The following is a 25,192-nucleotide window of genomic DNA, read 5'->3' on the forward strand; positions in this document are numbered from 1 at the left end:
TGACTGGGCAGCTGTGCCCACTCCGGAGTCGCTCGAGCCGGCCCGACCTCACCCCGAGTGGTGCCGTCCGATCGGCAGCACGAGCGGAGTCCGCGACACCGGGTCCTCGATCACGCGCGACTCCATCCCGAACACTGAGCGCACGGTCTCGGCCGTCACCACCTCGGCCGGAGTCCCGGAGGCGTGCACTGCTCCCGCGCGCACGGCGAACAGGTGGTCGGCGTACCGGGCCGCGAGGTTCAGGTCGTGCAGCACGATCACGATCGTCGTCCCCCGCGAGCGGTTGAGGTCGGTGAGCAGATCGAGCACCTCGATCTGGTGCGCGACATCGAGGTAGGTGGTGGGCTCGTCGAGGAGCAGCACGTCGGTGCGTTGGGCGAGCGCGAGCGCGATCCAGACCCGTTGCCGCTGGCCGCCCGAGAGCTCGTCGACGGGGCGGTCGGCGAGCTCGAGCGTCCCGGTCGCGCGCAAGGCGTCCTCGACGATCGCATCGTCGTCGCCTCCCGCGCCACCCCGGCCGAAGAGCCCGCGGTGCGGGTAGCGACCGCGCGCGACGAGGTCCGACACGGCGATCCCCTCGGGCGCGATCGGCGTCTGCGGCAGCAGCCCCACCTGCTGGGCGACCTTCCGTGTCGGGAGTCGGTGGATCGCGCGCCCGTCGAGGAGCACCGCGCCCTCACGCGGCACAATCAGCCTGGCCATCGCGCGCAGGAGGGTCGACTTGCCGCAGGCGTTCGCTCCGACGATGACGCTGATCGCGCCGGTCGGCACCGTGAGCGAGAGCCGGTCGACGACGACCCGGTTGTCGTAGGCGAGGGTGACCGACTCGGCGGACAGGGAGCGGGGAGCGGTCACAGCGAGCCTCCGGAGCGGTTCTGGCGGGCGAGGAGCCAGAGCAGGAAAGGCGCGCCGAGGGCGCCGGTGACCACTCCGACCGGGAATCGGGCGCCGCCGAACGCGGCCCCCACGACGTGCTGGGCGAGGAGGTCGGCAGCGAGCACGACCACCACCCCGACCAGCGCGGAGGGTACCAGCAGCGAGCGCGCGCTCGGCACGATCCTGCGCGCGATCGGCCCCGCGACGAATGCGACGAACGCGATCGGTCCGGTCGCCGCGGTCGCGACCGCGACCAGTCCGACGCCGACCGCGAGCAACGCGAGTCGGCTGCGCCGCGCGTCGACCCCGAGCGCCGTCGCCGTCTCGTCGCCCAGTTGCAGCACGCCCAGACGCCCCGAGAGCACGAGCGCGCCCGGGACGAGCACCAGCATCGCCAGCGTGAGCGGAGGCACGGCAGGCCAGGCGGCCGAGTTGAGGCTGCCCGTCAGCCAGCGCAGCGACTCCTGCACGTCCTCGACGTCGGCACGTGTCTGCACGTAGGCGATCACGCTCTGGAACATCGCGGCCAGGCCGATCCCGATCAGGATCAGTCGCGCCCCGACCGCCCCGCCGCCGTCGCCGAGCCAGCCGATCAGAAGGGCTGCCGCGAGACCGGCCGCCACCGCGATGACCGAGACCGCGCCGCCCGAGAGGCCGAAGAACGCGATCGCGACCACGGCCGCCGCGCTCGCGCCCGAGGTGATGCCGATGATGTCCGGGCTCGCGAGCGCGTTGCGGAGCATCGTCTGGAAGATCACGCCGCCCATCCCGAAGCCGACTCCGACGAGCACGGCGATCAGCGTGCGCGGCAGCCGTAGCGTGCCCACCGCGAAGGAGGCTCCCGGCACGGTCTCGCCGACCATCACCCGGAGCACCTGCGGAACCGAGTACACCGTGGTGCCGAACGTCAGCGCGATGGCCACGAGCGCCACCGCGATCACCGCCAGCACCGAGCAGCCGATTAGCGTGCGCCGACGGCGCAGGCGCCGACCGGCGAGGACCGAGCCTGCCGGGGTGCCCGCCGACTCCGCGCGCTCGAGGGTCCGACCGCTCACAGCGAGCGCACTTTCGAGCGGCGCACGATCGCGATGAGCACCGGCGCTCCGATCAGAGCGGTCACGATGCCGACCTCGATGTCGCTCGGGCGCGCGACCACGCGGCCCACCACGTCGGCGACCACGAGCAGCAGCGCCCCCACCAGCGCGGAGGAGGGGAGCAGCCACGCGTGCGAGGGGCCGGTGAGGCGTCGCGCGAGATGCGGGACGACGAGGCCCACGAAGCCGATGGGGCCGGCGATGGCGGTCGCTCCTCCGCACAGCAGCACCGCGGCCAGGCCCGCAACGAGGCGGATGCGCCCCACGCGGCGGCCCAGACCGGTCGCCAGCTCATCGCCCAGCGCCAGGGCGTCGAGGCCGCGCGCCCCGGCGACCGCGAGCGCGCCTCCGAGCACGAGGACCGGCAGGACCTGCAGGATGCTGCTCGCCTCGGCGCCGCCGACTCCGCCCACCTGCCAGAAGCGGAAGCGGTTGAGCGTCGTCTCCTGGGTGAGCAGGACGGCGCTGGTGAGCGAGACGAGGACGGCGGCGGTCGCGGCTCCGGCGAGGGCGAGCGTGAGCGGAGTAGCTCCTCCGCGGCCGAGCGCCGCGATCCCATAGACGAACACTCCCGCGACCGCGGCGCCGACGAAGGCCAGGCCGATGAACTGCGGCAGCGTCGTCGCCCCGACCGTCGAGATCCCCAGCACCACCGCGAGAGAGGCGCCGGAGTTGAGGCCGAGGATGCCCGGATCGGCGAGCGGATTGCGGGTCAGCCCTTGCATGACGGCTCCCGCGAGGGCGAGCGCGGCACCGACCAGCAGCGCCAGGACCGTCCGCGGGACGCGTCCCTGCACGGCCGCATCGACGATGGAGGAGGTGTCGGGCGCGGTCAGCGCCGGCCAGATCTCGTCGAGCGGGATCTCTCGCGATCCGTAGACGAGCGAGAGCACGCAGGCCACGGCGATCGCCGCGAGGACGGCCGCGAGCGCGAGGAACCGCCTCCCGATGCGCCCGGAGGGGCCCTGCCCGCGGGCGCGGCCGGGACGCCTCCGGGAGAGGGCAGCGGTCACGACACCTTGTCGGCGGCGGCGGCGAGGCCGGCGGTGTACTCGTCGAGCACCCACGGGATGCTCAGCAGGTTGGGCGAGGAGGTGGCCATCGCCACGGAGGAGCCGTCTCTGAGCACGGAGACCGAGCCGCGCGCGATCGCCGGGATCTTCGAGAGCAGCGGGTCGGCCTGCATCGTGGCGAGGGTCGTGTCGTCGCCGTAGACGATCAGCACGTCCGCGTCGAGCTGGTCGGCGTTCTCGGCGCTGACGGTGCCGCTGAAGGCCTTCGAGTCGCCCGAGAGCGCCGTGACGCTGGGTGCGACGTCGAGACCGAGGTCTTCGACGAACTTCACGCGCGCGTCGTTGGGGGTGTAGTAGGTGAAGGTGCTCGTGTCGGTCGGGTCGAACCAGCCGTACACGAAGGTCGTGCCCGCGAGCGTCGGGTGCTGCGCGACCGCTCGGGCGATGTCTCCCTCGACCTCGGCGACGGTGGCGGCGGCCTCGTCGGCGAGTCCGAGCGCCGCGCCGTCGAGTCTGGCCGAGTCCTGCCAGGTGGTGCCCCAGGGCAGGCCGGGGTAGGCGACCGTCGGGGCGATCTGGCTGAGCGTGTCGTAGTCCTGCTGGGTGATGCCCGAGTAGGCCGACAGGATCACGGTGGGCGCGAGGTCGGAGATGGCCTCGAACGGCACGCCGTCGGTCTCGTCGAAGAGCGTCGGAGTCGCGGCGCCGCGGGCATCGAGCGCCTCCTTCGTCCAGACGAGCAGGCCGTCGCCGTCCTCGTCGCCGTAGCTGGCGCGCGTGAAGCCGACGGGGGTCACGCCGAGCGCGAGCGCCACGTCCTGGTTGGTCCAGCTGGTCGCGACGACGCGGTCGGCCGACTCGACGGTGGTGCTCCCGAAGGCGTGCTCGACGGTGACGGGGAAACCCGCCGTGGCGGAGGCGCCAGACGCGCCGGGGGCGCCGTCGCCGGTCGCGGAGCAGGCGGTGAGCAGCAGGGCGGCGATGCCGAGCGAGGCGGCGGCGGCACGGCGGAGGGGGGTGCGGGAGAAGGGCACAGCAATCCTTCGGATCATGGGTGGTTGCGAAGGTAAGCCTAACCTCACTCTCGGGAAGGAGCCAGTGTCGGCACCGGTGCCGCGCGCCGTTCCGCCATACCTCGCCCGGTGGAGGACGGGTCATCCGCGGGAGTGAAAAACCCTCCTCCCGTGCCCTGCGGTGGCGCGAAGCCCCTGTTCGTCCGTCGCTGCGGCGCCGTTCCGAGGGTGGCCGCTCCTAGGGTCGTCGTCGCCGAGAGCCCGTATCCGGCGGGCCCGCACCACGGACGATAGGAATTCCCATGACTTTGCGCACTGGTTCGTCTGCGACTCGCGTCGCCGCGTTCTCCGCCTCGATCACCCTCGCCGCGGTGCTGCTCACCGGCTGCTCGGCAGGGGAGGCGACGCCGGCGTCCACGTCCACCGCGGCCGTCAAGGACTCGGTAGCGACCCTCCAGCAGTTTGACAAGCGCCGGGCCGACTACGAGACCTCCTTCAACGACTGCCTCAGCAAGCATTCGGGCGAGAACCCCACCGACGCGCAGAAGGAGGCAGCAAAGACGGCCTGCACCGATGAGGTCGGCGAGGCTCCCCAGCCCACCGCAGAAGAGAACGCGGCGATCCGTGTGGCGAATCAGGCACTCATCGACTGCGTGCGGGGCAAGGGCTACAAGATTCCCGATCTCGGCCCCGACGGCCAGTTCTCGCAGGACATGCCGAAGGAGACCACCGACAATCCCTCGTTCCGGTCGGATGCCGAGGCCTGCGTCACGGCCATCGACCAGTGACGGCCCCCGAGCGTGCGCGCGCGCCGCGCCGCGCTGTCGTCGTCGGTGCCGCTCTGGCTCTCGCCGCCCTCGTCGGAGTCGTCATCTGGGCGCCGTGGTCGGCGACGACACCCGATGGCGCGGCAACACCGGCCCCGGTGGGACGCACCGTCCAGCTCAGCATCGGGACCGTCGAGAAGACGAGTACCCAGAAGGGCACCCTGCAGTACCCCGTCGTCAAGTCGCTCCTCTCCCGGTCTACAGGGACCATGACGGCGGTTCCGGCGGTGGGGGCGACCCTCGACCGCGGAGACACCCTCTACGAGGTCGACACGGTCCCGACCACGCTGCTGATCGGCACCTCCCCCGTCTGGCGCGACCTCTCCGTCGGAGCGAAGGGTCCCGATGTGCTCCAGCTCGAGCAGAACCTGTCGGCGCTCGGCTACTTCTCGCGAGTGCCCGACGAGGAGTTCCTCGAGCCGACGGCGCAGGCGGTACGCGCCTGGCAGAAGGCACTCGGAGTCCCGGAGACGGGGGTCGTGCTCCAGTCGGCCATCGCCGTCGCGCCGAGCGCGGTCAGAGTCGGCAGCACGCCCCTTCCGGTGGAGGCGGCGGTAGGCGCAGGGACGACGGTGCTGACCCTGACGGCGCGCACTCCCTCGGTAGAGGTCATGCTGCCGTTGGCCGAGCAAACCGTCGCCGTCGTCGGCGCGAGCGTCTCGGTGACGATGCCCGACGGATCGACGGCGCCCGGCAGCATCACCTCGGTGGGTCAGGCGCAGGCCGCGTCGTCGAACGGCTCCGGTGGCGAGAGCGACGGCTCCTCGCCCGAGCAGGTCCTCCCCGTCGAGATCGACCTCGCCGATCCCGGCGCGGCCGGGCAGCTCCAGGCTGCGGTGGTGCAGGTGCAGTTCGTGGGCGAGCGGCACGAGAACGTGCTCACGGTCGCCGTGGACGCCCTGCTCGCGCGGCCGGGCGGCGGCTTCGAGCTGGAGGAGATCGATGACTCCGGTGAGCATCACCGTGTCGCCGTGACGCTCGGCCTGGTCGCGGACGGCCTGGCCGAGGTCTCGGGAGACGGAGTGCATGAGGGCATGACTGTCGGGGCGGCGAAGGAATGAGCCTGCTCGAGCTGCACCAGGTCACCCGCGACCACGGCTCGCCGCCGGTCCGCGCCGTCGACGACGTCTCCCTCCGCATCGACCAGGGCGAACTGGTCGCCATCGTCGGGCCGAGCGGATCGGGCAAGTCCAGCCTCCTGAACATCATGGGTCTGCTCGACCGGCCGACGGCGGGCAGCGTCCGGCTCCGCGGGAGCGACGTGAGCACCCTCGGCGACCGCCGGCTCTCGGGTCTGCGCGCCTCGACGATCGGCTTCGTCTTCCAGCAGTTCCACCTCGACGAGAGCCGGACCGCGCTCGACAACGTGGCCGACGGTGCCCTCTACACCGGCACCGCCCAGCGTGAGCGGCGGGCGTCGGCCGAGGCCGCGCTGACGAGGGTGGGGCTGTCGCATCGGCTGCGGCATCGCCCGAACCAGCTCTCGGGAGGCGAGAAACAGCGCACGGCCATCGCCCGCGCCCTCGTCTCGGACGCCCCGTTGCTCCTCGCCGACGAGCCGACCGGTGCTCTCGACTCCGTCTCTGGCGCCGAGATCGTGCTGCTGCTGCGCGAGCTGAACGCGAAGGGCACGAGCGTCGTCGTGATCACGCACGACCGGGCGCTCGCCGACAGCTTCCCGCGCGTCGTCGCGATCCGCGATGGGCGCGTCGAGTCGGACGGGCGACCGGGGGAGGAGACGTCATGACCCGCTCCCGCCTCCTCGCCGCTGACCTCCTTCGTATCGGAGGCGGCGGGCTGCGCCTGCGGCCCCTCCGCGCCGTCCTCTCGGCGCTCGGCATCGCCATCGGCATCGCCGCCATGATCGCCGTCGTGGGCATCTCCTCGACGTCGCAGGCTGCGCTCGAGAGGCAACTGCACGACCTCGGCACGAACCTCCTCACGGCCGGTCCGGCGAAGAGCATCATGGGGCCGTCCGTGCCGATGGCGCCCAACGCGGTCGAACGGGTGCTGCGGATCGACGGCGTCGAATCCGCGGCGTCGACCGCAACACTCCCGGACCACGTCTACCGCAACGAGCTGGTCGATCCGGGAAGGACTCGCGGCCTGTCGGTCGCCGTCGCCGACCCGCGGCTGCTCGAGGTGACCGAGACCCCACTCGCGAGCGGACGCTGGTTCGACGGCGCGTCCGGCGAGCTGCCGACGACCGTCCTGGGTCCGACGGCGGCGGACGCTCTCGGCATCCGAGAACCCGGGACGCTGGTCCACATCGGGTCCTCGAACTTCACCGTCCTCGGGATCCTGGGCTCCTCGCCCCTCGCGTCCGAGCTCGACACCGCCGTGCTGGTCCCCGGGCCCGCAGCGAAGAGCCTTCTGCACTGGACGGGGAATCCGACGGCGGTCTACGAGCGCTCGGCGGACTCCGCCGTGGTGGGCGTGCAGAGCGCTCTCGCAGCGGCCATCGACCCGGCCAAGCCCCGCAATGTCGGCGTGTCCCGTCCCTCCGACGTGCTGCAGGCGAAGGTCGCCGTCGACGCCTCCCTCAGCGGGCTGCTGCTCGGAGTGGGATCGGTGGCGCTGCTCGTCGGCGGCATCGGCATCGCGAACACCATGGTGATCTCGGTGCTTGAGCGTCGACGTGAGATCGGCCTGCGGCGCGCGCTCGGAGCCACGCGAGGGCACATTCGGCTCCAGTTCCTCGTCGAGGCCTTCCTCCTCTCGCTCCTCGGCGGTCTCGGCGGAGCGGCGCTCGGTGTGGCGGCGGTGGCGGCCTTCGCCTCGACGACGGGAGCTCCGCTCGTGGTGCCCCTCGGGATCGTCGCCGCGGGCATCGGTGCGACGGTGGCGATCGGGGTGGTGGCCGGCTCGTACCCCGCCCTCTCGGCGGCGCGGACACCTCCGGCCGTCGCTCTGACGACCTGAGCCGAGCGAGGGTCGCGACCGCGCGGCCCGCCGCCCGGCGACGGTAGTCTGGGTGACCGCGTCGGCGGACGACGCGGAGGGAGCGGTGCCATGGATGCGATGACCCGGGTCGACATGTGTGCCGAGGCGTGGCGCACGGATCCTCAGGACGCCGCGGCGAAGCAGGCGCTGCTGAGTGCAGCGCAGGAGCTGCCGGCGTGGGCTTTCCTCGTCCGTGGGCCGGACGACGGCCCCACTCCCTGCATCGGCCGCGTCGGCGAGGACCGCGTGGTCTTCGTGTTCACGTCGGTCGAACGGGCGCGAGCCGGCGCGCTCGATCTGGGCTTCACGAGCGACAAGGGCTGGCGGGTGCTGACCCTGCCGCAGCCCGCCGCCTCCGACTGGGTGGCGTCGATGGCGCAGATAGCCGTCGTGGGTGCCGTCTTCGACCGCCCTCTCTTCGGCTGGACCGCGTCGTTGGAGGCGCTCGCCGCGACGTCCGGCGACCCTCGCCCCGACCCCTCCTCCTGACCTCTGGACCGTCCGCCGGCCGCTGCTCCGGCGCGCGACGCCGCCGGAGCGCGCTCGGTCAGCGCATCGCGGCGTCGAGCAGTTCGTGCGCCGCCGTGCTCTCGGGATACAGCGCGAGGACCCGCTCGAGGTCTCGGCGGGCCGAGCCCCGTCTCCCGTCGGCGAGGTGCGTGCTCGCCCGCTCGAAGAGCGCCTCGGCGCGGAGCTCGATGGGGCGAGCGGTCGTGACGTTGGGGCGGACGACCCGGTCGAACGCCTCCAGTGCTCCCTCGATCAGCCCGAGTTCGCGCAGCGCGACACCGCGGCGGATCACGACTGCGGCCGAGGCGGCGTCGACATTGGTGACCGGGGCCGCGAACTGTGCCACGTCGCTCCACCGCCCGCGCGCGGAGTAGAGCGCGGCGAGGGTCGAGGCGGCGAGGGTGGAGGGTTCCAGCGCCTCGACGGCGGCGATCGCGCCCGCGACATCGGTGCCGGAGGCGAGCTCGGCGTAGATCAGGCGCAGAGCCGTTGCGTCCATGGGCACGTCGATGTCGAGCCCGGCACTCAGCGGAAGGTGTGCCGTCAACGCGATGCCGTAGCGGCGGAGGAACGGGTCGGTGGCCGGGTCGTAGCGCAGGCGCACGAGCCCGCCCGCGAGTTTCAGCGCCCGGTCGTGGCGCGGCGTCCCGAGCGTGTCTCTCGCCAGCTCGACGACAGCGGCGAGCCGGGAGGCCTCGAGCGAGGCTCCCGCCGCCTCGTGCAGCTGGGTGGAGGGCGCCCCCGAGCGGATGAGGTGGAGAAGTGGCGCCTCCCACGGCGGCGCCAGCGCCGACGGGCGCACGAGGCCCGGTCCGCTGGGCATGGCGAGGGTGGCCGAGAGGCGAGAGGGTGAGCGCTGAGTGTTCAGCGCGGCGCCGATCACGGGGCGCAGGCGGGCACGGACCAGAACCCGGAGCTCACCGTCCTGACGGAAGCCGACTCGCACGTCGCCCCCTTCTCTTCTGCAGGATTGCGGTCGCGTCTCCCGGCACTCGAGCCTACGGGTTTCGCGCCCAGTTCGGCCCCCGAATGGGTGCGACTCGCTGGAGGGGTGCGCGGCGTCCGCCGGGGCGCCGCTCAGAGGGCGAGGGCGCCGATGAGCCCGGCGGCGACCACGACGGCCCACGGAGGCGCCGCCCAGCGCAGCAGAGCGACGAACGCGGCGATCGCGAGCGCCAGAGCGCCTCCCGAGCCGATGCCCTCGGTGAAGACGGGATCGTAGAGCGCGGCGCCCAGGAGCCCGACGACTCCCGCGTTCACGCCGGCGAGCGCGCGCCTCGCCCCGGGCAGCGTGCGCAGCGTCTGCCAGAACGGCAGCGCACCGATGACGAGGAGGGCCGAGGGGAGGAAGACGGCGACGAGGGCGAGAGCCGCGCCGAGCACACCGCCCGGTCCGCCGCGGTCGAGGGCGCCGAGGTAAGCCGAGAAGGTGAACAGCGGCCCGGGCATCGCCTGCGCGGCGCCGTAGCCCGCGAGGAACTCGCCCTGCCCGACCATCCCGGTGCCGACCGTCTGCGCGTCGAGCAGCGGCAGCACCACGTGGCCGCCGCCGAAGACGAGGGCGCCCGTGCGGAAGAAATCGGCCACCAGTCGGGCGGTCCCGTTCGAGGTGAGCACCGCGATCGTCGGGAGCGCGACGAGCAGCACCCCGAACGTCGCGAGTGCGGCCACGGCCGCAGCGCGGGGGACGGGCACGGCGAAGCCCGTCTCGTCGTCCCGGCCTGCCGCCTCCGACGACCGACCGGCGTCGACCCGACCGACCCCGGCACGCTCCGTCCAGAGCAGACCGGCCACGCCCGCGCCGACGATCACGGCGAGCTGGACGAGGGCCCCCGGCACCAGGAGAACGGCGATCGCGGAGGCGGCAGCGATGCTCGCGCGCCGGGCATCGGGAGCAAGCGTGCGGGCCATCCCGAGCACCGCCTGCGCGACGACGGCCACCGCCGCCGCCATGAGTCCGAGCAGCCAGCCCTCGTGCGTGAGGTCACCGCTCACCGCGACCACCGAGGAGAACGCCGCGAGGGCGATCGCCGACGGCAGGGTGAAGCCGCACCACGCTGCGACAAGGCCCCGGGCGCCGGCGCGCTGCAGGCCGATCGCCATCCCCACCTGGCTCGATGCAGGCCCTGGCAAGAACTGGCAGAGCGCGACGAGGTCGGCGTAGGCCTCCTCGCCCAGCCACCGCCTCCGCACCACGAAGGCCTCTCTGAAGTAGCCGAGGTGGGCGATCGGCCCACCGAACGAGGTCAGGCCGAGGCGGAGGAACACCACGAAGACCTCGGCCACCGTTCCGAGGCGGCGGTCGTTCTGCGCAGTCGACACGACGCACATCCTGGCAGTGCGCGCGCCCGACCTACACTCGGACGATGCGGCACGGCATCGTCATCCTCCCCCAGCAGCCCTGGACGACCGCGCGACGCCTGTGGCAGTCGGCCGAGGGACTGGGCTTCGACCACGCCTGGACCTACGACCACCTCTCGTGGCGCTCCCTCGCCGACCAGCTCTGGCACGCGACCATCCCCACCCTCACCGCCGCAGCGTCGGTGACCGAGACGATCCGTCTCGGCACCTTCGTCGCCTCGCCCAACTTCCGCCACCCGGTGCCGTTCGCGAAGGAGGTCGCGACGCTCGACGACATCGCGGGCGGCCGCCTCCTTCTCGGCATCGGCTCGGGAGGCACCGGCTTCGACGCGACGGTGCTCGGGCAGCGGCTGTACTCGGCGCGGGAACGGCACGAGCGCTACGTCGAGTTCGTCGGTGCGCTCGACGTGCTGCTGCGGCACGAGACTCCGGGCTCGGGAGGCATCGACGTCGACGGGACATGGTTCGCGGCGCGCGGCGCGCGCATGGTGGGGGAGCCGGCGCAGCGCCCGCGCGTGCCGTTCCTGCTCGCCGCGAACGGTCCGAAGGGACTCGCGCTGGTGGCCGAGCGAGGGGAGGGCTGGGTGACGACCGGCCCGGAGGGGCGCACGAGCGCGCAGTGGTGGGCGGCGCTGGCGGAGTCGTCCCAGCGCCTCGACGACTCCCTCGAGGCGGCCGGCCGCGATCCTCGCTCCCTCGACCGCTACCTATCCCTCGACTCCGGAGGCGACTATTCGCTCGAGAGCGTCGCCCGCTTCGAGGACGTGGTCGGCCGAGCCGAGGAGCTCGGCTTCACCGACGTGATCTCACACTGGCCCCGTGCCGAGGGCCTGTATGCGGGCGATGACGAGGTGCTCTTCGAGGTGGCGGCGCGGTTCTGACCAGACACTGGTCCGCGCGGGTGAACAGGCTCGTTCTCCCGCGGCCAGTCCGCGAGGTCACGGGCTCGGCCGTGCGACCCTGGCAGGGGCACGCCCCCATCGCCGTCCCAGGGAGACCCATGATCCGCATCGCCCTCGCCCAGATCGTCAGTACCGGCGATCCGCAGCGCAATCTCGACAGGGTGCTCGAGGGCATCGCCAGAGCGGCCGGCGAGCGCGCCGACCTGGTCGTGTTCCCGGAGGCGACTCAGTGCGCCTTCGGCCACGACCTCGCGGCCGTCGCCGAACCGCTCGACGGGCCGTGGGCCTCCGCCGTCGCTGCTGCCGCCGCGAGGCACGGCATCACCGTCGTCGCCGGCATGTTCACCCCGGGGGTCGAGGGTCGTGTCCGCAACACCCTCCTCCTCGCCGGGCCCGATGGCGTGACCTCGTACGACAAGATCCACCTGTTCGACGCCTTCGGCTACGCCGAGTCCGAGACGGTCGAGGGAGGCGACGAGCCGGTCGTCCTCACCGTCGCGGGCGCCGTGCTCGGCTTCGCGACCTGCTACGACATCCGGTTCCCCGCGCTGTTCACCGCCACTGCCCTGCGGGGCGCGACGATCGGCGTCGTCTGCGCCTCCTGGGGTGCCGGGCCGGGCAAGGCGGAGCAGTGGGAGCTGCTCGCCCGCGCCCGCGCGATCGACAGCACGAGCTTCGTGGTCGCCGTCGGCCAGGGCGATCCGCGTACGGGAGGCGATCGGCGTGCGGGAGGCGATCTGCGTGCGGGAGCGGAGGAGAGGGAGAGCGCGTCTGCCGGGGCAGCGCCGACGGGCATCGGACACAGCCTCGTGGTCTCCCCGCTCGGCTCCGTCCTGCACCGCCTCGGCGCCGAGCCCGCGATGCTCGTCGTCGAGCTCGACCCGGAGGAGGCGGTCGCCGTGCGTCGGACCCTGCCGGTGCTCGCGAACCGCCGCGCGGGACTGCTGCCGGAGTAGCCGCCCGCCCAGGCGCGCGCCACCCGCCGTCGAGGTCGCGCCACGCCACGGCCGCCTCGTGGAGCGGCGCACCGCTCTGCGCCGCCGCTCGGGCCGACGTCCGTTCCCTCCTCCCGGTGCTCCTGATACCGTGCGGTGACTTTCGCCTCCGCCGTCCCTGCGGCCGTAGGGAGCGTGCGGCGACGACTCGAGTGAGGACACCGCAATGCCGCGACCGATCACCCTCTTCACGGGCCAGTGGGCCGACCTCCCCTTCGAGGAGGTCGCACGCCTCGCGGGCGAGTGGGGCTACGACGGCCTCGAGATCGCCTGCTGGGGCGACCACATCGATGTCTCCCGCTGGGACGACGCGCGCTACGTGCAGAGCCGGCGCGACATCCTCGAGCGGCACGGACTGGCGGTGCACGCGATCTCCAACCACCTCACCGGCCAGGCCGTGTGCGACGATCCGATCGACGAGCGTCACCGCGACATCCTCAGCGACCGGGTCTGGGGCGACGGCGACCCCGAAGGCGTGCGCCGACGCGCCGCGGACGATCTGAAGGACACCGCCCGCTTCGCCGCCGCCCTCGGCGTGACGCAGGTCAACGGCTTCTCCGGCTCCTCGATCTGGAAGGGAGTGGCCATGTTCCCGCCCGCCTCCGAGGAGTGGATCGCCGCCGGCTACCGCGACTTCGCCGATCGCTGGAACCCGATCCTCGACGTGTTCGAGGAGGTGGGCGTGCGCTTCGCCCTCGAGGTCCACCCGGGCGAAATCGCCTACGACTACTGGACCGCGAAGAGCACCCTCGAGGCGATCGGGCACCGCGCCTCCTTCGGCTTCAACTTCGACCCCTCGCACTTCGTCTGGCAGCAGCTCGACAGCGTCGCGTTCGTCCTCGACTTCGCCGAGCACATCTTCCACGTCCATGTGAAGGAGTCGGTGACCCATCTCGACGGACGCAACGGCGTGCTCGGCTCGCACCTGCCCTGGGCGAACCCGCGCCGCGGCTGGACCTTCGTCTCGACGGGCCACGGCGCCGTGCCCTGGGAGCCGGTCTTCCGCGCCCTGAACGCGATCGGCTACAGCGGCCCGACGAGCGTCGAGTGGGAGGACGCCGGCATGGACCGGCTCGACGGCGCGCCCGAGGCCCTGGCGTTCGTGCGGAGGCTCAACGCGATCATGCCTCCGGCCGACGCGTTCGACGCGGCCTTCTCCACGTCGCGCGACTGAACCCGCGCGAACGGCCGCACAACCGACGCTGAGAGCGCGGATCGGGCCCCGGTGCGGCGCGACAGGCGCTCTCAGCGTCGGTTGTGCACTACTCGACGAGCGCCCGGACAGCGCGAACGGCCGGCCCCACACAGGGACCGGCCGTTCGCGGAGCAGGGCTTACAGGCCCTGAGAGAGGCGGTAGTATGCCGCGTTCGAGCGGATGTCGGCCTCGAAGCCGCGCAGCGTCGTCGACTCGTCGATGACGAGCAGCTCGACGCCGGCGATGCGAGCGAAGTCCTCCCACGCCTCGATGCCGATCTGGTTCGTCATCACCGTGTGGTGCGCGGCACCCGCCGTGATCCACGCGGAGGCACTGGTGGTGAAGTCCGGGGCGGGCTTCCACACGGCGCGGCCGACCGGAAGATGCGGCAGCGTCTGCGGCGGCTCGACGTTCTGCACCGCATTCGCAACGAGACGGAAGCGCTCGCGCACGTCGCTCAACGCGACGACGACCGCGGGACCGGCGTCGGCAGTGAAGACCAGGCGCACCGGGTCCTCGCGGCCGCCGATGCCCAGCGGGTGGATCTCGAGCGACGCGCGCTTCGAGGAGAGCGACGGCGACACCTCCAGCATGTGCGCGCCGAGGATGAGCTCCTCGCCCGGCGTCATGTCGTACGTGTAGTCCTCCATGAGGCTCGTGCCACCGGGGAGGCCCGCGCCCATCACCGCGGCGATGCGGATGAGGACCGCGGTCTTCCAGTCGCCCTCGCCACCGAAGCCGTAGCCGTCGGCCATCAGACGCTGTACGGCGAGGCCCGGGAGCTGACGCAGCCCGCCGAGGTCCTCGAAGCTGTCGGTGAAGGCCTCGAATCCGCCCTCCTCCAGGAACGAGCGCAGACCGATCTCGACGGCCGCGCCGTAGCGGAGCGACTCGTGGCGCTCGCCGCCGGGAAGCAGCTCCGGCACCACGTCGTAGCTCTCGACGTACTCCGCGACGAGCGCGTCGATGTCGGAGGCGCTCGCCGCGTCGACCCGCTCGACCAGCTCGTTGACGCCCCAGGTGTTGACGCTGACGCCGAGACGGATCTCGGCCTCGGTCTTGTCGCCCTCGGTGACGGCGACGTTGCGCATGTTGTCGCCGAAGCGCGCGACCTTCATGCCCTGCGAGGCCGACCAGCCGGCGGCGGCACGCGACCACGTGCCGATCTTCTCGGTGACGCGGGAGTCGCTCGCGTGCCCGACGACGGTCTTCCGCGGCACGCTCATCCGGCTGAGGATGTAGCCGTGCTCGCGGTCGCCGTGCGCGGCCTGGTTGAGGTTCATGAAGTCGAAGTCGATGTCCTGCCACGGCAGGGCGACGTTCGCCTGGGTGTGGAAGTGCAGCAGCGGCTTCGCGAGCGCATCGAAGCCGTGGATCCACATCTTCGAGGGGCTGAAGGTGTGCATCCAGGTGATGACGCCCACGACGGAGTCGTCGGAGTTCGCGTCGATCATGGTGCGGCGGATCGCGTCGGAGCTCTTCAGCACCGGCTTCCACTCGACGGTGACGGGGATCGAGCTCGACTCGTTGAGCTGCGCGACGACGGCCTGCGACTGCTCCGCGACCTGGCGGAGGGTGTCCTCGCCGTACAGGTCCTGGCTGCCGGTCAGGAACCAGACGGTGCGGGTGGCGAGGTCGGGGACGATGCTGCGGCTTCGAGGGGTGCTGGTGACGCTCATGCGAGGGCTCCGGTGGGGTTCTGTCCGTAGACGTTCTGATAGCGGTCGAACAGTGCGTCGATCGACTCCTGGGGGAGGGGGACGAGATCGCCACCCTGACGTGCGATGTGCACGGTGCGGGCGACGTCCTCGGTCATGACGGCCGCCTTGACGGCGTCCTTCGCGTCCTTGCCGATGGTGAAGACTCCGTGGTTCTGCATCAGGACAGCTCGCGAGCGGTGCCCGGCGAGGGTCGCGACGATGCCGCGGCCGATGGAGTCATCTCCGATGATCGCGAACGGGCCGACGGGGATCTCGCCGCCGAACTCGTCGGCCATCGCGGTGATGACGCAGGGGATCGACTCCGCGCGGGCGGCCCAGGCGGTCGCGTAGGTGGAGTGCGTGTGCACGACTCCGCCGACCTCGGGCATCTCGCGGTACACGTAGGCGTGGGCGGCGGTGTCGCTCGAGGGGCTGCGGTCGCTACCGGGCGTTCCGGGGACGACGACGCCGTCGAGGTCGCAGAGGATCATGTTCTCGGGCGAGAGGTCGTCGTAGGAGACGCCGCTGGGCTTGATCACGAACAGCTCGGCACCGGGCACGCGGCCCGAGATGTTGCCGCCCGTCCAGATGACGAGGCCGTAGCGGACCAGCTCGGAGTGCAGGCGCGCGACGTCCTCGCGGACGCGGGCGATTGCCTCCTCAATGGCGAGGTCGAAAGTCATGCGGTTGCTCCCTGGGGGGTCTCGGTGAGGGTGTCGACGGCCGTCTGCTCGACGGCGAGTCCGGTGCGGTAGCGCTCGAGGTACGCCGAGAATCCGGCGACGTCGGACGGGTCGGGCGCGATCGTCTCGAACGTGCTCTCGCCGAAGACCTGCCCGGTGAGGTACTCGTCGAGGGCGACTCCGCTCTGCAGGCGGAAGGCGGCGAGCACGGCCATGCCCCACGCGCCTCCCTCGGAGGCGGTCTCGGCGACCGACACGGGCGCGTCGAGCGCCCCGGCGAGGAAGCGCTGCGCGACTCCGGCCGTGCGGAACATGCCGCCGTGCGCGAACATCTCGTCGATCGTGACGCCCTCGCGGGCGAGGACACGCATCCCGAGCGCGAGAGTGCCGAACACCCCGTAGAGCTGCGCGCGCATGAAGTTGGCGAGCGTCAGGCGAGAGTCCGGGGTGCGCACGACGAGCGGGCGCCCCTCGACGAGGCCGGCGATCGGCTCGCCCGCGAGGTGGTTGTAGGCGAGGAGGCCGCCCGCGTCGGCCTCGCCCGCGAGCGCCTCCGTGAAGAGGGTGCCGTAGACGGCGTCGCTGTCCGACGGGCCACCCGAGGCGGCGGCGAACCGCGAGAAGAGCCCGACCCACCCGGCCAGCTCGCTCGCCCCGTTGTTGCAGTGCACCATCGCCACCAGGTCGCCGGCGGGAGTCGCCACGAGGTCGAGCTCGTGGTGCACGCTCTCGAGGGGGCGCTCGAGCACGACCATCGCGAAGATGCTGGTGCCGGCGCTGACGTTGCCCGTGCGCGGGGCGACGGAGTTCGTGGCGACCATGCCGGTGCCGGCGTCGCCCTCGGGCGGGGCGGCGGGGGCGCCGGGGCGGAGGGAGCCGCTCGGGTCGAGGAGCAGCGCGCCCTCGGCGGTCAGGCTGCCGGCGTCAGCGCCGGCCGGGAGGACCGCGGGGAGCAGCTCGCGCAGCGGGGGCAGGGTGCCGGCGATGCGGGCGTCGTAGCGCTCGAGCACGGTCTCGTCGTAGTCGCGGGTCGCGGGATCGGTCGGGACCATGCCCGACGCGTCGCCGACTCCGAGCACCTTCTCGCCGGTGAGCTTCCAGTGCACGTAGCCGGCGAGGGTGGTGAGGAAGTCGATGCGTTCGACGTGCGGCTCGGAGTCGAGGACCGCCTGGTGCAGGTGGGCGAGCGACCAGCGCAGCGGGATGTTGGCTCCGAGGAGCTCGGTGAGCTCGGCCGAGGCGGGGCCGGTGCTGGTGTTGCGCCAGGTGCGGAACGGCACGAGCAGCTCGCCCGCCGCGTCGAACGCGAGGTAGCCGTGCATCATCGCCGAGACTCCGATCGCGCCCACGGAGGTGAGGTGGACGCCGTGACGCGTCTGCGCGTCGGCGACGAGGTCGGCGTAGGCGGCCTGCAGGCCGGCGTGGACCGCGTCGAGGGAGTAGGTCCAGCGGCGGTCGACGAACTGGTTCTCCCACTCGTGGCTGCCCACGGCGAGCACGATCGACGGATCGCTCGCGTCGACCAGGCAGGCCTTGATGCGGGTGGAGCCGAGTTCGATTCCGAGGGCCGTCGCGCCGCTCGTGATCGCCTCGGCGGGGGCGGGCCGTCGCTGGTCCATCATGCTCCTCGCTCGGGCGATGTGACCGTTCACAAAGCCCCGGGTCAGCGTAGGCGAAACGCCTCGACCTCAGCAACCGACGCCCCCGCCCGGCACCCGACGGTGCGCCCCCCCGGGTGACCCACTACCGCGCCGGCCCCGTCGAGCACCGCTCCACCAGCACCGGAGGCACCGGTTTGTCGACCGCAGCCGGCTCCCCTCGCAGTTCCGCCAGGACGACCCCGACAGTGCGCTGCCCGACCTCGGCGAAGTCCTGGCGCACGGTAGTCAGCGGCGGCGAGTAGTGCGCCGCCTCCGGCACATCGTCGAAGCCGACGACGCTCAGCTCGGCCGGCACCCGCACCCCGCGCTCCCCGCACGCGTGCAGGAGACCGAGCGCCATCTGGTCGTTGCCCGCGAAGACGGCCGTCAGGCCCGGCACCTCGTCGAGGAGACGCTGCCCCGCCCGATACCCCGACTCCGCGCTCCAATCGCCCGCGATCACGCGCGCCGGCTCGAGGCCGGCCTCGCTCATCCGCGCGGCGAAGCCGTCGAGCCGCGCGTGCGCCTCCACCCAGTGCTGCGGTCCCGCGAGGTGCGCGATCTGCGTATGGCTGAGCGCGAGGAGGTGGTCGGCGGCGAGCCGCGCCCCGGCAGCCTGGTCGACCAGCAGCCGCGGATCGGCGCCGCGCCCCGCGGCCCCGAGCGTCACGAAGGGGACTCCGATCGCGAGGCTCTCGATCGCGTCCAGCGCGCGTTCTTGCGGGGCCACGACGACGAGGGCCTCCACCGACTCGCGCTGCAGATGCGTGAGCCCTTCGGCGAGCGACGCCGCGTCGGGGGCTGCGTTGACGATGAGGACGCGGTAGCCGGCGTCGCGCGCCGCCTGCTCGATCGCGGCCATCGCGGTGGCCGTCCCGTAGAAGCTGTGACTCTCGGCGGCGAGGATGCCGATCAGCTCGGAGCGGCTGGTCGCCAACGCGCGCGCCGCTGCGCTGGGCCGGAAGCCGAGGGCGTCGATCGCTGCGAGGACTCGCTCCCGGGTGCGGGGGCGCAGTTGCGGGCTGTCGTTGAGCACGCGCGAGACCGTCTGGTACGAGACGCCCGCCCGTTCCGCGACATCGCGGATCGTCGGCTGTTTCTCGGGCATGGGGTCACCGTAGCGCCCGGCCCCGGCAGTGCCTCCTGCGCGAGATGCCACTTGTGTCGTCGGTGTGGCGTGCGCACCGGGGCCTGGCGGACGAGGATCCGTTCACTATTCAGGATGAAGTGCGTCTGGCGCGCGCCGATCCGCGTCGTTGGGGTCGCCACCGAGCATTCATCCTGAATTGTGAACCGCAGACCGCTCCTCAAGCGCCCGCCCGCCCTGATTCGGGAGGGCGTGAGGAGTGGATCTCCGCGACCTCGCCGCCCGCGTCCGGCATCCTGATAGCGTTTTCAGGGTCGCGTCCAAGAAACGCGGCCCTCCCGACCCCTCCACGAAAGCCGTCATGCCGCTGCGCTCCCGCCTCCTCGTCCTCGCCGCCGCCGCGCTCCTCCTCAGCGGCTGTACCGCCGCCGCGCCCGACGCGTCCCGCACGCCCGTCGACGGCGGCACCCTCACCTACGCCTCCGGAGACGCCGAGCCCACCTGCCTCGACCCGCACGTCGGCGGCAACTACCCGCAGGCGCTGCTCGCCACCCAAGTGCTCGAGTCGCTGGTCTCGCGGGACGCCGCCGGCACCATCACGCCGTGGCTCGCGACGTCGTGGACGGTCTCGGACGACGCGCTCACCTATGACTTCACCCTGCGCGAGGGAGTCGCTTTCACCGACGGCACTGCTCTGGACGCGGAGGCGGTCGCGGCGAACATCGCGCACCTCCAGGACCCGGCGACCAAGTCGTCGACCGGGTACCTCGCCGTCGCGAAGGTCGTCTCCGTCACCGCCGTGTCACCCACCGTCGCCCGCTTCACCCTCAGCGCCCCCGACAGCGCGCTGCTCGAGTCGCTCGCCCAGCCGTGGACGGCGATCGAGTCGCCCGCCGGCATCGCCCGCGGCGAGGAGGCGAACTGCGAGGCGCCCGTCGGCACCGGCCCGTTCACCGTCTCGGAGTGGGTCAAGCAGGATCACGTGACCCTCACCCGCAACGACGCCTATGACGCGTCGACGGGTCCGACCGGCGACGGCCACGAGGGCCCCGCACACCTCGCGAGCATCACCTGGCGGTTCCTCCCCGATTCCGCCACCCGGTACGCCGCTCTGCAAGCGGGCGAGGTGGACGTGATCGACAACGCCCAACCCGACACGCTGAAGGCCGCGGCTGGCGCCTCCGGCCTCGTCGCGATCGACGCCCCGCGTCCCGGTTCGGTCAACCGCCTCGAGCTCAACTCCGGCCAGGGTCCCTTCGTCGACGAGTCGGTCCGGGAGGCGTTCGTGCGCGCCGTCGGCGTCAACGACGCCATCGACTCACTCTTCGCCGGCACGGCCCAGCGTTCCTACTCGCCGCTGTCGAGCCGCGAGGCGACGGCCTCGTCCGAGCCGTCGCTGTTCGAGGATGCGGGGTCGAGCGCCGAGCGCGCGAAGGCCGAGAGCCTCCTCGACGCTGCCGGCTGGACGGACACCGACGGGGACGGCGTCCGCGACAAGGGAGGCGTTCCCCTCGCCCTCCGTTTCCCGGTCAGCACCAATCAGTCGATTCCCGCGGAGCAGTCGCTGTTCGAGCAGATCCAGGCCTCGGCGAAGACGGTCGGTTTCGACGTGCAGATCAGCCTCCTCGACCTGTCGAGCTGGTACGCGGCGCTCGCGGCGAACCAGTACGAACTGGTCAGCGCGCCCTACACGAAGGTCGGCCCCGACGTGTTGCGCATCCTCTACTCCTCGTCGGGGATCGTCCCGGCGCCGAGCGGCTACTTCGCGAACCATGCGCAGGTGAACGATCCGGCACTCGACTCGCTCCTCGCCCAGGCGAGCGCCACCACCGACGAGGCGGCCCGCGCCGCCCTCTACCAGCAGGCGCAGAAGACGGTGCTCGAGGGCTATTGGATCCTGCCGCTCTACGACCAGCAGAACCACTACCTGCTGCGCTCGGCCGTGCAGGGGGTCGTGGCGCTCGACACGGTGTCGACTCCCTGGTTCGCTGACGCCTGGGTGTAGCGCGATCTGGGTCGCGGAGCGCCGGGGCGGGCCGGCCGTTCACGCCGGGGCGTCCGCCGAGAGAGGAGCCGACGCATGATCCGTCGCGTGCTGCTGCGCCTCGGAGGCGCCCTCGTGGTGCTCTGGGCGGTCGCGACCGCGGTGTTCTTCCTGATCCGCCTCGTCCCCGGCGATCCGGCGCAGGCGATCCTCGGCGGTCCCGGCTCGCAGGCGTCCGCGGAGGCTCTCGCCACGGTCCGCGCGCAGTACGGCCTCGATCAGCCCCTCGTGGTGCAGTACGTCGGGCAGCTCGGGCGCCTTGCGACGGGCGACCTCGGCACCTCCTACTCGTTGCGCGTCCCCGTGGCTCGCCTGCTCGGGGAGCAGCTGCCCGGCACCCTCCTCCTCGCGGCGCTCGCCCTCACCGCCGCGTGGATCCTCGCGCTTGCCACCGCCCTCTGGTCGACCCGCGGCGGCCGGCTCGCCGCCGCGCTCGGCTCCGGTCTCGAGCTGACCGCCGCGGCGCTGCCGCACTTCTGGCTCGCGACCGTGCTGGTCGCTGTCTTCGCGACGGCGCTGCACTGGTTTCCTCCTGTGAGCACCGGCGCTCCTGCGGGGCTCGTCCTGCCCACGCTGACTCTCGCGATCCCGCTCGCGGGGTTCCTCGGGCAGGTGATGCGTCGCTCCCTCCTGGATGCGCTGGAGTCGCCGTTCGCGCTGGCTGCGAGGGCGCGCGGCGAGAGCGAGGCGGGTGTCCGCTTCCGCCACGCACTGCGACATGCGGTGCTGCCCGGGGTGTCGCTCTCGGGATGGGCGTTCGGGTATCTGATCGGCGGCGCGGTGGTGGTCGAGACCGTCTTCGCCCGCCCGGGGCTCGGCCGGACTCTGCTCGCCGCGGTCACCGTGCGCGACGTCCCGGTGGTCACGGGAGTCGTCCTGGTCACGGCCCTCGCCTACCTCGTCGTGACCTTGGCGACCGACCTGGTGGCGCGCCTGATCGATCCGCGGCGGGCGGCGATCTCGTGAGCGAGCTCGAGCTGCGCGCGGCCCGGTCGCCGGGCGGAGGTGGGAGGCGCGTGGGCGAGGTCCTCGCGCTCGTCTTCGTGGCGCTGCTGCTGGTGGCGGCCGTCGCGCCCGGCGTGCTCGCGCCCGCCGATCCGCTCGCGGTCGCGCCGCGCGAGGCCTTCTCGCCTCCCACGGCAGCCCACCTGCTCGGCACGGACGAGTCGGGCCGCGACGTGATGAGCCGCATGATCGCCGGTGCCGGCGCCTCCCTCCTGATCGGGGCGAGCGCGACGGCGATCGGCCTGCTGTTGGGCGCGGTGCTCGGCGTCGTCGCTGCGTTCGGCGGGCGGCTCGTCGACGGTGTCGTCGCGCGCGTGCTCGAGGTGCTCTTCGCCTTCCCCGCGCTGCTGCTGGCGCTCCTCGTCATCGTCGTGACGGGCCCCGGAGTCGTTCCCGCGACGGTCGCCGTCGGCCTGTCGACCGCGCCAGGGTATGCACGGATCCTGCGCACCCAGCTCCTCGGAATCCGCGACTCCGGCTACGTCGAGGCCGCGCGCGTGCTCGGTCACTCGCCCGCGCGCATCCTGCTCCGTCATGTCCTGCCCAACACCTTCGCGCCGCTCGTCGTGCTCGCGACCCTCGGCATCGGGCAGGCGATCGTGTGGGCGTCGGCGCTGAGCTATCTGGGGCTGGGGGCGGAGCCGCCGGCTCCGGAGTGGGGTGCGATGCTCTCGGCCGGACGCACCTACCTTGCGAGCGCATGGTGGCTGACGGTGTTCCCCGGTCTCGCGATCGTGCTCACGACGATCGCGACGACCGTGCTCGGCGGTCGTCTGCGGGGAGTGCGATGAGCGCGGCGGTCGTCGAGGGGCTCCGCGTCGCCTTCGGCGGGGTCGAGGTCGTGCACGGAGTCTCGTTCCGCGTCGAGCCGGGCGAATGCGTGGCGATCGTCGGCGAGTCGGGCTCGGGCAAGAGCGTCCTTGCGCGAGCGCTGCTCGGGCTCAGCGGAGGGACGGTGGCCGGCAGTGTCCGCGTCGGGGACGTCGACGTGGTCGGCGCGAGCGGGCGCACCCTGCGGAGGCTGCGCGGCGCGGCGGTCGGCTTCGTCCCGCAGGATGCCCTGCTCTCGCTCGACCCGTTGCGCCCGATCGGCCGCGAGATCGGCGATGTGTTCCGCCTGCACGGCCGCATGCCCGCTTCCGAGCGAGCTCGCCGCGCCGTCGAGGTCCTCGCGAGCGTCGGCATGCCCGAGCCGGCCGAGCGCAGTCGTGAGCGCTCGGGGGAGCTGTCGGGGGGCCTCCGTCAGCGCGCCCTCGTGGCCGCCGCGGTCGCGTTCGATCCTCCCTTGCTCGTCGCCGACGAGCCGACGACCGCTCTCGACGTGACGGTGCAGGCGCGGGTGCTCGCGCTCTTCGCCGAGCAGAAGGCGCGCGGGCGGGCGCTGCTGCTCGTCTCTCACGATCTCGCGGTGGTCGCGGGCCTCGCCGATCGCATCCTCGTCCTCGATGGCGGGCGTGTGGTCGAGGAGGGGACCGCCTCCCAGGTGCTGCGCGCGCCTCGCAGCGCCCAGGCGCGTGCGCTGGTCGCCGCGGTGCCCGCCGGGCGCCCGAGGGGGTCGCGGCTGATGGATCCGTCGGCGCCTGCGCGCCCTCCCGCCGAGCCCGGCGAGGTGGTGCTGCGTGCGTCCGGGCTCGTGACGCGTTTCGCGCTGCCCGGCGGAGGCTCCCGCACGGCTGTCGATGACGTCGGTCTGGAGCTGCGGTGTGGCGAGACGCTGGGGCTCGTGGGCGAGTCGGGCTCCGGCAAGAGCACGGTCGCGCGTCTCCTGTTGGCGTTGCGACGCCCCGACGAGGGGGTCGTCGAGCTCTTCGGAGAGCCGTGGTCGGAGGCGTCCGAGCGTCGGCGGCGCCCGCTGCGGCCCCGCATCGGCGCGGTCTATCAGGACAGCCTCTCGTCGTTCGACCCGCGCTGGAGCGTCGGGCGCCTCTTGCGCGACGCGGGCGCAGCCTCCGTGCCCGCGCTGCTCGCGAGTGTGGGTCTCGGGCCCGAGCTGGAGCGGCGCTCGCCGCGGACGCTCTCGGGTGGGCAGCGTCAACGCGTGTCGATCGCCAGGGCGCTGGCGACCCGCCCCGACATGCTGATCTGCGACGAGCCCGTGTCGGCGCTCGACGTCTCGGTGCAGGCGCAGATCCTCGACCTTCTCGACGATTTGCAGCGCGAGCACGGGCTGGCGCTGCTGGTGATCTCGCACGACCTCGGCGTCATCGCGCACCTGAGCGACCGTATCGCGGTGATGCGCGCCGGCCGCGTGGTCGAGAGCGGCCCGGCCGCCTCCCTCCTCGCGGCACCGCGCGACGAGTACACGCGGGCGCTGCTCGCCGCGGCACCGCGACTGCCGGGCGGCTGAAGCCGGTGCGTCGAGCGGCGTGTGGCCGTCAGCCCTGTTCGAGGATCCAGTCGGCGATCTCGTCCGGCAGCTGCGGGCTTTGACGCACCCAGGCGACGTGCGGGTCGCGGAGGGGCCGGCCGACGATCGGGTGGTCGCGTCGGGTGATGCGCGCGCGCGGGATCGCCGCGCAGAGATGGTCGACGGCACGCCGGGAGGTGAGGCGGTCGCCGTCGATGTCGAAGACCAGCACCCGACGTTCGAGGGAGGCGAGGCTCGCGTCGTAGTCCTCGGCCGCTCCGGGAGCGGCGAAGCGGCCTGTGCGGCTCTGGCGTGCGCAGTCGATCATCAGTCGCGTCGACTGCCGATGCGCGAAGCCCAGCCGGTCGCCCGGGAAGTGGCCGACGAGGCGGGAGACGAGCACGAAGAGCTCGGGGACGATCCGGTTGCGCGGCGCGCGCCAGCCGTTCTGCGCTCGATGCCACGACGAGCCGGAGCCGACCAGGACGACTCCCTCGAACCCGGGCGCGCCCGTGGATCGGGTCCGTGAGTCGGCGATGAGCCCGAGCTGGCCGCCCAGGCTGTGCCCGAGCAGCCAGATCTGCTGGGCGCCGAGCACGGTGCGGAGGTGGGCGAGCGACTCCGGGATGTCGCGCTCGACGATCTCGACGTACCCGTGGGTCGTCTGCCTGCTGGCGAGCGGAGTGGCCTCGCCCTCGCCGCGGAGATCGGTCAGCACGACCGTGAAGCCGCGGGCCGCGAGCCTGTGCGAGAGCGCGCGGTAATAGCTGGAGCGGATGCCCATCGCGGGCAGCACGTAGAGGTGGCGACCGGTGTCGGGGCCGGTGGGCGGCACGACCGTCAGGGTGATCTGCGTGCCGTCGCTGATGGGCACGACGTGCTTGATGACGGTGGTGTCCTCGGTCGAGGGGAGGGAGGGGGAGGCAAGCGGCATGACGGAGTCCACGGGAGGGTGC

Annotated in this window: 23 protein-coding genes; 12 read left to right on the plus strand and 11 right to left on the minus strand. The window is 72.6% G+C overall.

Annotation, left to right across the window (positions count from 1 at the left end; translation table 11 throughout):
* Nucleotides 1-48: 48 nt before the first annotated feature.
* Genes ITJ45_RS11180 through ITJ45_RS11195 form a run of 4 tightly spaced genes read right to left on the minus strand, consistent with a single transcriptional unit; the run spans nt 49 to nt 4,017 of the window.
* Nucleotides 49-855 carry an ABC transporter ATP-binding protein gene (locus ITJ45_RS11180; RefSeq protein WP_194610334.1) on the minus strand — a complete coding sequence of 269 codons (807 nt, stop codon included), beginning with the start codon at nt 853-855 and terminating at the stop codon, nt 49-51.
* The gene (locus ITJ45_RS11185) at nt 852-1,931 is read right to left on the minus strand and encodes a FecCD family ABC transporter permease (RefSeq protein ID WP_194610332.1); all 1,080 of its coding nucleotides are present in this window, start codon (nt 1,929-1,931) and stop codon (nt 852-854) included. Before ITJ45_RS11185 ends, ITJ45_RS11180 begins: the two co-directional genes overlap by 4 nt.
* The gene (locus ITJ45_RS11190) at nt 1,928-2,983 is read right to left on the minus strand and encodes a FecCD family ABC transporter permease (RefSeq protein WP_194610330.1); all 1,056 of its coding nucleotides are present in this window, start codon (nt 2,981-2,983) and stop codon (nt 1,928-1,930) included. The genes ITJ45_RS11185 and ITJ45_RS11190 overlap by 4 nt, the downstream gene beginning before the upstream one ends.
* Nucleotides 2,980-4,017, minus strand: coding sequence for an iron-siderophore ABC transporter substrate-binding protein (locus ITJ45_RS11195; RefSeq protein ID WP_323743019.1), 1,038 nt, complete (start codon nt 4,015-4,017; stop codon nt 2,980-2,982). The genes ITJ45_RS11190 and ITJ45_RS11195 overlap by 4 nt, the downstream gene beginning before the upstream one ends.
* Nucleotides 4,018-4,298: 281 nt before the next feature.
* Here ITJ45_RS11195 and ITJ45_RS11200 point away from each other — a divergent pair, with 281 nt between their 5' ends.
* From ITJ45_RS11200 to ITJ45_RS11220, 5 genes are all read left to right on the plus strand, one after another.
* A complete protein-coding gene (locus tag ITJ45_RS11200) occupies nt 4,299-4,784 on the plus strand; it encodes a hypothetical protein (protein ID WP_194610327.1) in 486 nt (161 codons plus the stop codon).
* Nucleotides 4,781-5,884: a peptidoglycan-binding protein gene (locus ITJ45_RS11205; protein WP_194610325.1), complete on the plus strand. Its 1,104-nt coding sequence runs from the start codon at nt 4,781-4,783 to the stop codon at nt 5,882-5,884. Before ITJ45_RS11200 ends, ITJ45_RS11205 begins: the two co-directional genes overlap by 4 nt.
* Nucleotides 5,881-6,570, plus strand: a complete 690-nt coding sequence (locus ITJ45_RS11210; protein ID WP_194610323.1) for an ABC transporter ATP-binding protein — start codon at nt 5,881-5,883, stop codon at nt 6,568-6,570. Before ITJ45_RS11205 ends, ITJ45_RS11210 begins: the two co-directional genes overlap by 4 nt.
* Nucleotides 6,567-7,745, plus strand: a complete 1,179-nt coding sequence (locus ITJ45_RS11215) for an ABC transporter permease (protein ID WP_194610321.1) — start codon at nt 6,567-6,569, stop codon at nt 7,743-7,745. The genes ITJ45_RS11210 and ITJ45_RS11215 overlap by 4 nt, the downstream gene beginning before the upstream one ends.
* A gap of 90 nt (nt 7,746-7,835) precedes the next feature.
* On the plus strand, nt 7,836-8,255 hold the full coding sequence (locus ITJ45_RS11220) for a hypothetical protein (protein ID WP_194610319.1): 420 nt from the start codon (nt 7,836-7,838) through the stop codon (nt 8,253-8,255).
* A gap of 58 nt (nt 8,256-8,313) precedes the next feature.
* Here ITJ45_RS11220 and ITJ45_RS11225 read toward each other — a convergent pair whose 3' ends face one another.
* The gene (locus ITJ45_RS11225) at nt 8,314-9,222 is read right to left on the minus strand and encodes a tetratricopeptide repeat protein (RefSeq protein WP_194610317.1); all 909 of its coding nucleotides are present in this window, start codon (nt 9,220-9,222) and stop codon (nt 8,314-8,316) included.
* 131 nt (nt 9,223-9,353) lie between these two features.
* Nucleotides 9,354-10,598 carry a chromate efflux transporter gene (gene chrA / locus ITJ45_RS11230; RefSeq protein ID WP_323743017.1) on the minus strand — a complete coding sequence of 415 codons (1,245 nt, stop codon included), beginning with the start codon at nt 10,596-10,598 and terminating at the stop codon, nt 9,354-9,356.
* Between the two features lie 44 nt (nt 10,599-10,642).
* Here chrA and ITJ45_RS11235 point away from each other — a divergent pair, with 44 nt between their 5' ends.
* The 3 genes from ITJ45_RS11235 (at nt 10,643) to ITJ45_RS11245 (ending at nt 13,708) form a co-directional block, all read left to right on the plus strand.
* Nucleotides 10,643-11,518 (plus strand): LLM class flavin-dependent oxidoreductase, encoded by an 876-nt coding sequence (locus ITJ45_RS11235; protein WP_194610313.1) that lies wholly within the window; start codon nt 10,643-10,645, stop codon nt 11,516-11,518.
* 122 nt (nt 11,519-11,640) lie between these two features.
* On the plus strand, nt 11,641-12,495 hold the full coding sequence (locus ITJ45_RS11240; RefSeq protein WP_194610507.1) for a carbon-nitrogen hydrolase family protein: 855 nt from the start codon (nt 11,641-11,643) through the stop codon (nt 12,493-12,495).
* Between the two features lie 205 nt (nt 12,496-12,700).
* Nucleotides 12,701-13,708, plus strand: a complete 1,008-nt coding sequence (locus tag ITJ45_RS11245; RefSeq protein WP_194610311.1) for a sugar phosphate isomerase/epimerase family protein — start codon at nt 12,701-12,703, stop codon at nt 13,706-13,708.
* Between the two features lie 159 nt (nt 13,709-13,867).
* Here ITJ45_RS11245 and araA read toward each other — a convergent pair whose 3' ends face one another.
* From araA to ITJ45_RS11265, 4 genes are all read right to left on the minus strand, one after another.
* Complete coding sequence (gene araA, locus ITJ45_RS11250) at nt 13,868-15,409, minus strand: L-arabinose isomerase (RefSeq protein ID WP_194610309.1); 1,542 nt, start codon at nt 15,407-15,409, stop codon at nt 13,868-13,870.
* Nucleotides 15,406-16,113: an L-ribulose-5-phosphate 4-epimerase gene (locus ITJ45_RS11255; protein ID WP_194610307.1), complete on the minus strand. Its 708-nt coding sequence runs from the start codon at nt 16,111-16,113 to the stop codon at nt 15,406-15,408. Before ITJ45_RS11255 ends, araA begins: the two co-directional genes overlap by 4 nt.
* Nucleotides 16,110-17,732 carry a xylulokinase gene (locus ITJ45_RS11260; RefSeq protein ID WP_194610504.1) on the minus strand — a complete coding sequence of 541 codons (1,623 nt, stop codon included), beginning with the start codon at nt 17,730-17,732 and terminating at the stop codon, nt 16,110-16,112. Before ITJ45_RS11260 ends, ITJ45_RS11255 begins: the two co-directional genes overlap by 4 nt.
* A 124-nt stretch (nt 17,733-17,856) precedes the next feature.
* On the minus strand, nt 17,857-18,861 hold the full coding sequence (locus ITJ45_RS11265) for a LacI family DNA-binding transcriptional regulator (protein WP_194610305.1): 1,005 nt from the start codon (nt 18,859-18,861) through the stop codon (nt 17,857-17,859).
* Nucleotides 18,862-19,201: 340 nt separating this feature from the next.
* Here ITJ45_RS11265 and ITJ45_RS11270 point away from each other — a divergent pair, with 340 nt between their 5' ends.
* The 4 genes from ITJ45_RS11270 (at nt 19,202) to ITJ45_RS11285 (ending at nt 24,236) form a co-directional block, all read left to right on the plus strand.
* Nucleotides 19,202-20,845 (plus strand): ABC transporter substrate-binding protein, encoded by a 1,644-nt coding sequence (locus ITJ45_RS11270; protein WP_194610503.1) that lies wholly within the window; start codon nt 19,202-19,204, stop codon nt 20,843-20,845.
* A 75-nt stretch (nt 20,846-20,920) separates the two neighbouring features.
* Nucleotides 20,921-21,850: an ABC transporter permease gene (locus tag ITJ45_RS11275; protein WP_194610303.1), complete on the plus strand. Its 930-nt coding sequence runs from the start codon at nt 20,921-20,923 to the stop codon at nt 21,848-21,850.
* A 50-nt stretch (nt 21,851-21,900) separates the two neighbouring features.
* Nucleotides 21,901-22,680 carry an ABC transporter permease gene (locus tag ITJ45_RS11280; RefSeq protein WP_323743016.1) on the plus strand — a complete coding sequence of 260 codons (780 nt, stop codon included), beginning with the start codon at nt 21,901-21,903 and terminating at the stop codon, nt 22,678-22,680.
* The gene (locus ITJ45_RS11285) at nt 22,677-24,236 is read left to right on the plus strand and encodes an ATP-binding cassette domain-containing protein (RefSeq protein WP_194610299.1); all 1,560 of its coding nucleotides are present in this window, start codon (nt 22,677-22,679) and stop codon (nt 24,234-24,236) included. The genes ITJ45_RS11280 and ITJ45_RS11285 overlap by 4 nt, the downstream gene beginning before the upstream one ends.
* 28 nt (nt 24,237-24,264) lie before the next feature.
* Here ITJ45_RS11285 and ITJ45_RS11290 read toward each other — a convergent pair whose 3' ends face one another.
* Nucleotides 24,265-25,170, minus strand: a complete 906-nt coding sequence (locus ITJ45_RS11290; protein WP_194610297.1) for an alpha/beta fold hydrolase — start codon at nt 25,168-25,170, stop codon at nt 24,265-24,267.
* Nucleotides 25,171-25,192 lie beyond the last annotated feature (22 nt).

This window comes from Rathayibacter sp. VKM Ac-2879 (assembly GCF_015351245.1).
In the GTDB taxonomy this organism is placed as follows: Bacteria; Actinomycetota; Actinomycetes; order Actinomycetales; family Microbacteriaceae; genus Rathayibacter.

Bases quoted from the DNA above. Each gene is read 5' to 3' on its own strand.
- ITJ45_RS11200 (WP_194610327.1), top strand. From the start codon at position 4,299: ATGACTTTGCGCACTGGTTCGTCTGCGACTCGCGTCGCCGCGTTCTCC.
- ITJ45_RS11210 (WP_194610323.1), top strand. From the start codon at position 5,881: ATGAGCCTGCTCGAGCTGCACCAGGTCACCCGCGACCACGGCTCGCCG.
- ITJ45_RS11215 (WP_194610321.1), top strand. From the start codon at position 6,567: ATGACCCGCTCCCGCCTCCTCGCCGCTGACCTCCTTCGTATCGGAGGC.
- ITJ45_RS11220 (WP_194610319.1), top strand. From the start codon at position 7,836: ATGGATGCGATGACCCGGGTCGACATGTGTGCCGAGGCGTGGCGCACG.
- ITJ45_RS11235 (WP_194610313.1), top strand. From the start codon at position 10,643: ATGCGGCACGGCATCGTCATCCTCCCCCAGCAGCCCTGGACGACCGCG.
- ITJ45_RS11245 (WP_194610311.1), top strand. From the start codon at position 12,701: ATGCCGCGACCGATCACCCTCTTCACGGGCCAGTGGGCCGACCTCCCC.
- araA (WP_194610309.1), bottom strand. From the start codon at position 15,409: ATGAGCGTCACCAGCACCCCTCGAAGCCGCAGCATCGTCCCCGACCTC.
- ITJ45_RS11255 (WP_194610307.1), bottom strand. From the start codon at position 16,113: ATGACTTTCGACCTCGCCATTGAGGAGGCAATCGCCCGCGTCCGCGAG.
- ITJ45_RS11260 (WP_194610504.1), bottom strand. From the start codon at position 17,732: ATGGACCAGCGACGGCCCGCCCCCGCCGAGGCGATCACGAGCGGCGCG.
- ITJ45_RS11265 (WP_194610305.1), bottom strand. From the start codon at position 18,861: ATGCCCGAGAAACAGCCGACGATCCGCGATGTCGCGGAACGGGCGGGC.
- ITJ45_RS11270 (WP_194610503.1), top strand. From the start codon at position 19,202: ATGCCGCTGCGCTCCCGCCTCCTCGTCCTCGCCGCCGCCGCGCTCCTC.
- ITJ45_RS11275 (WP_194610303.1), top strand. From the start codon at position 20,921: ATGATCCGTCGCGTGCTGCTGCGCCTCGGAGGCGCCCTCGTGGTGCTC.
- ITJ45_RS11285 (WP_194610299.1), top strand. From the start codon at position 22,677: ATGAGCGCGGCGGTCGTCGAGGGGCTCCGCGTCGCCTTCGGCGGGGTC.
- ITJ45_RS11290 (WP_194610297.1), bottom strand. From the start codon at position 25,170: ATGCCGCTTGCCTCCCCCTCCCTCCCCTCGACCGAGGACACCACCGTC.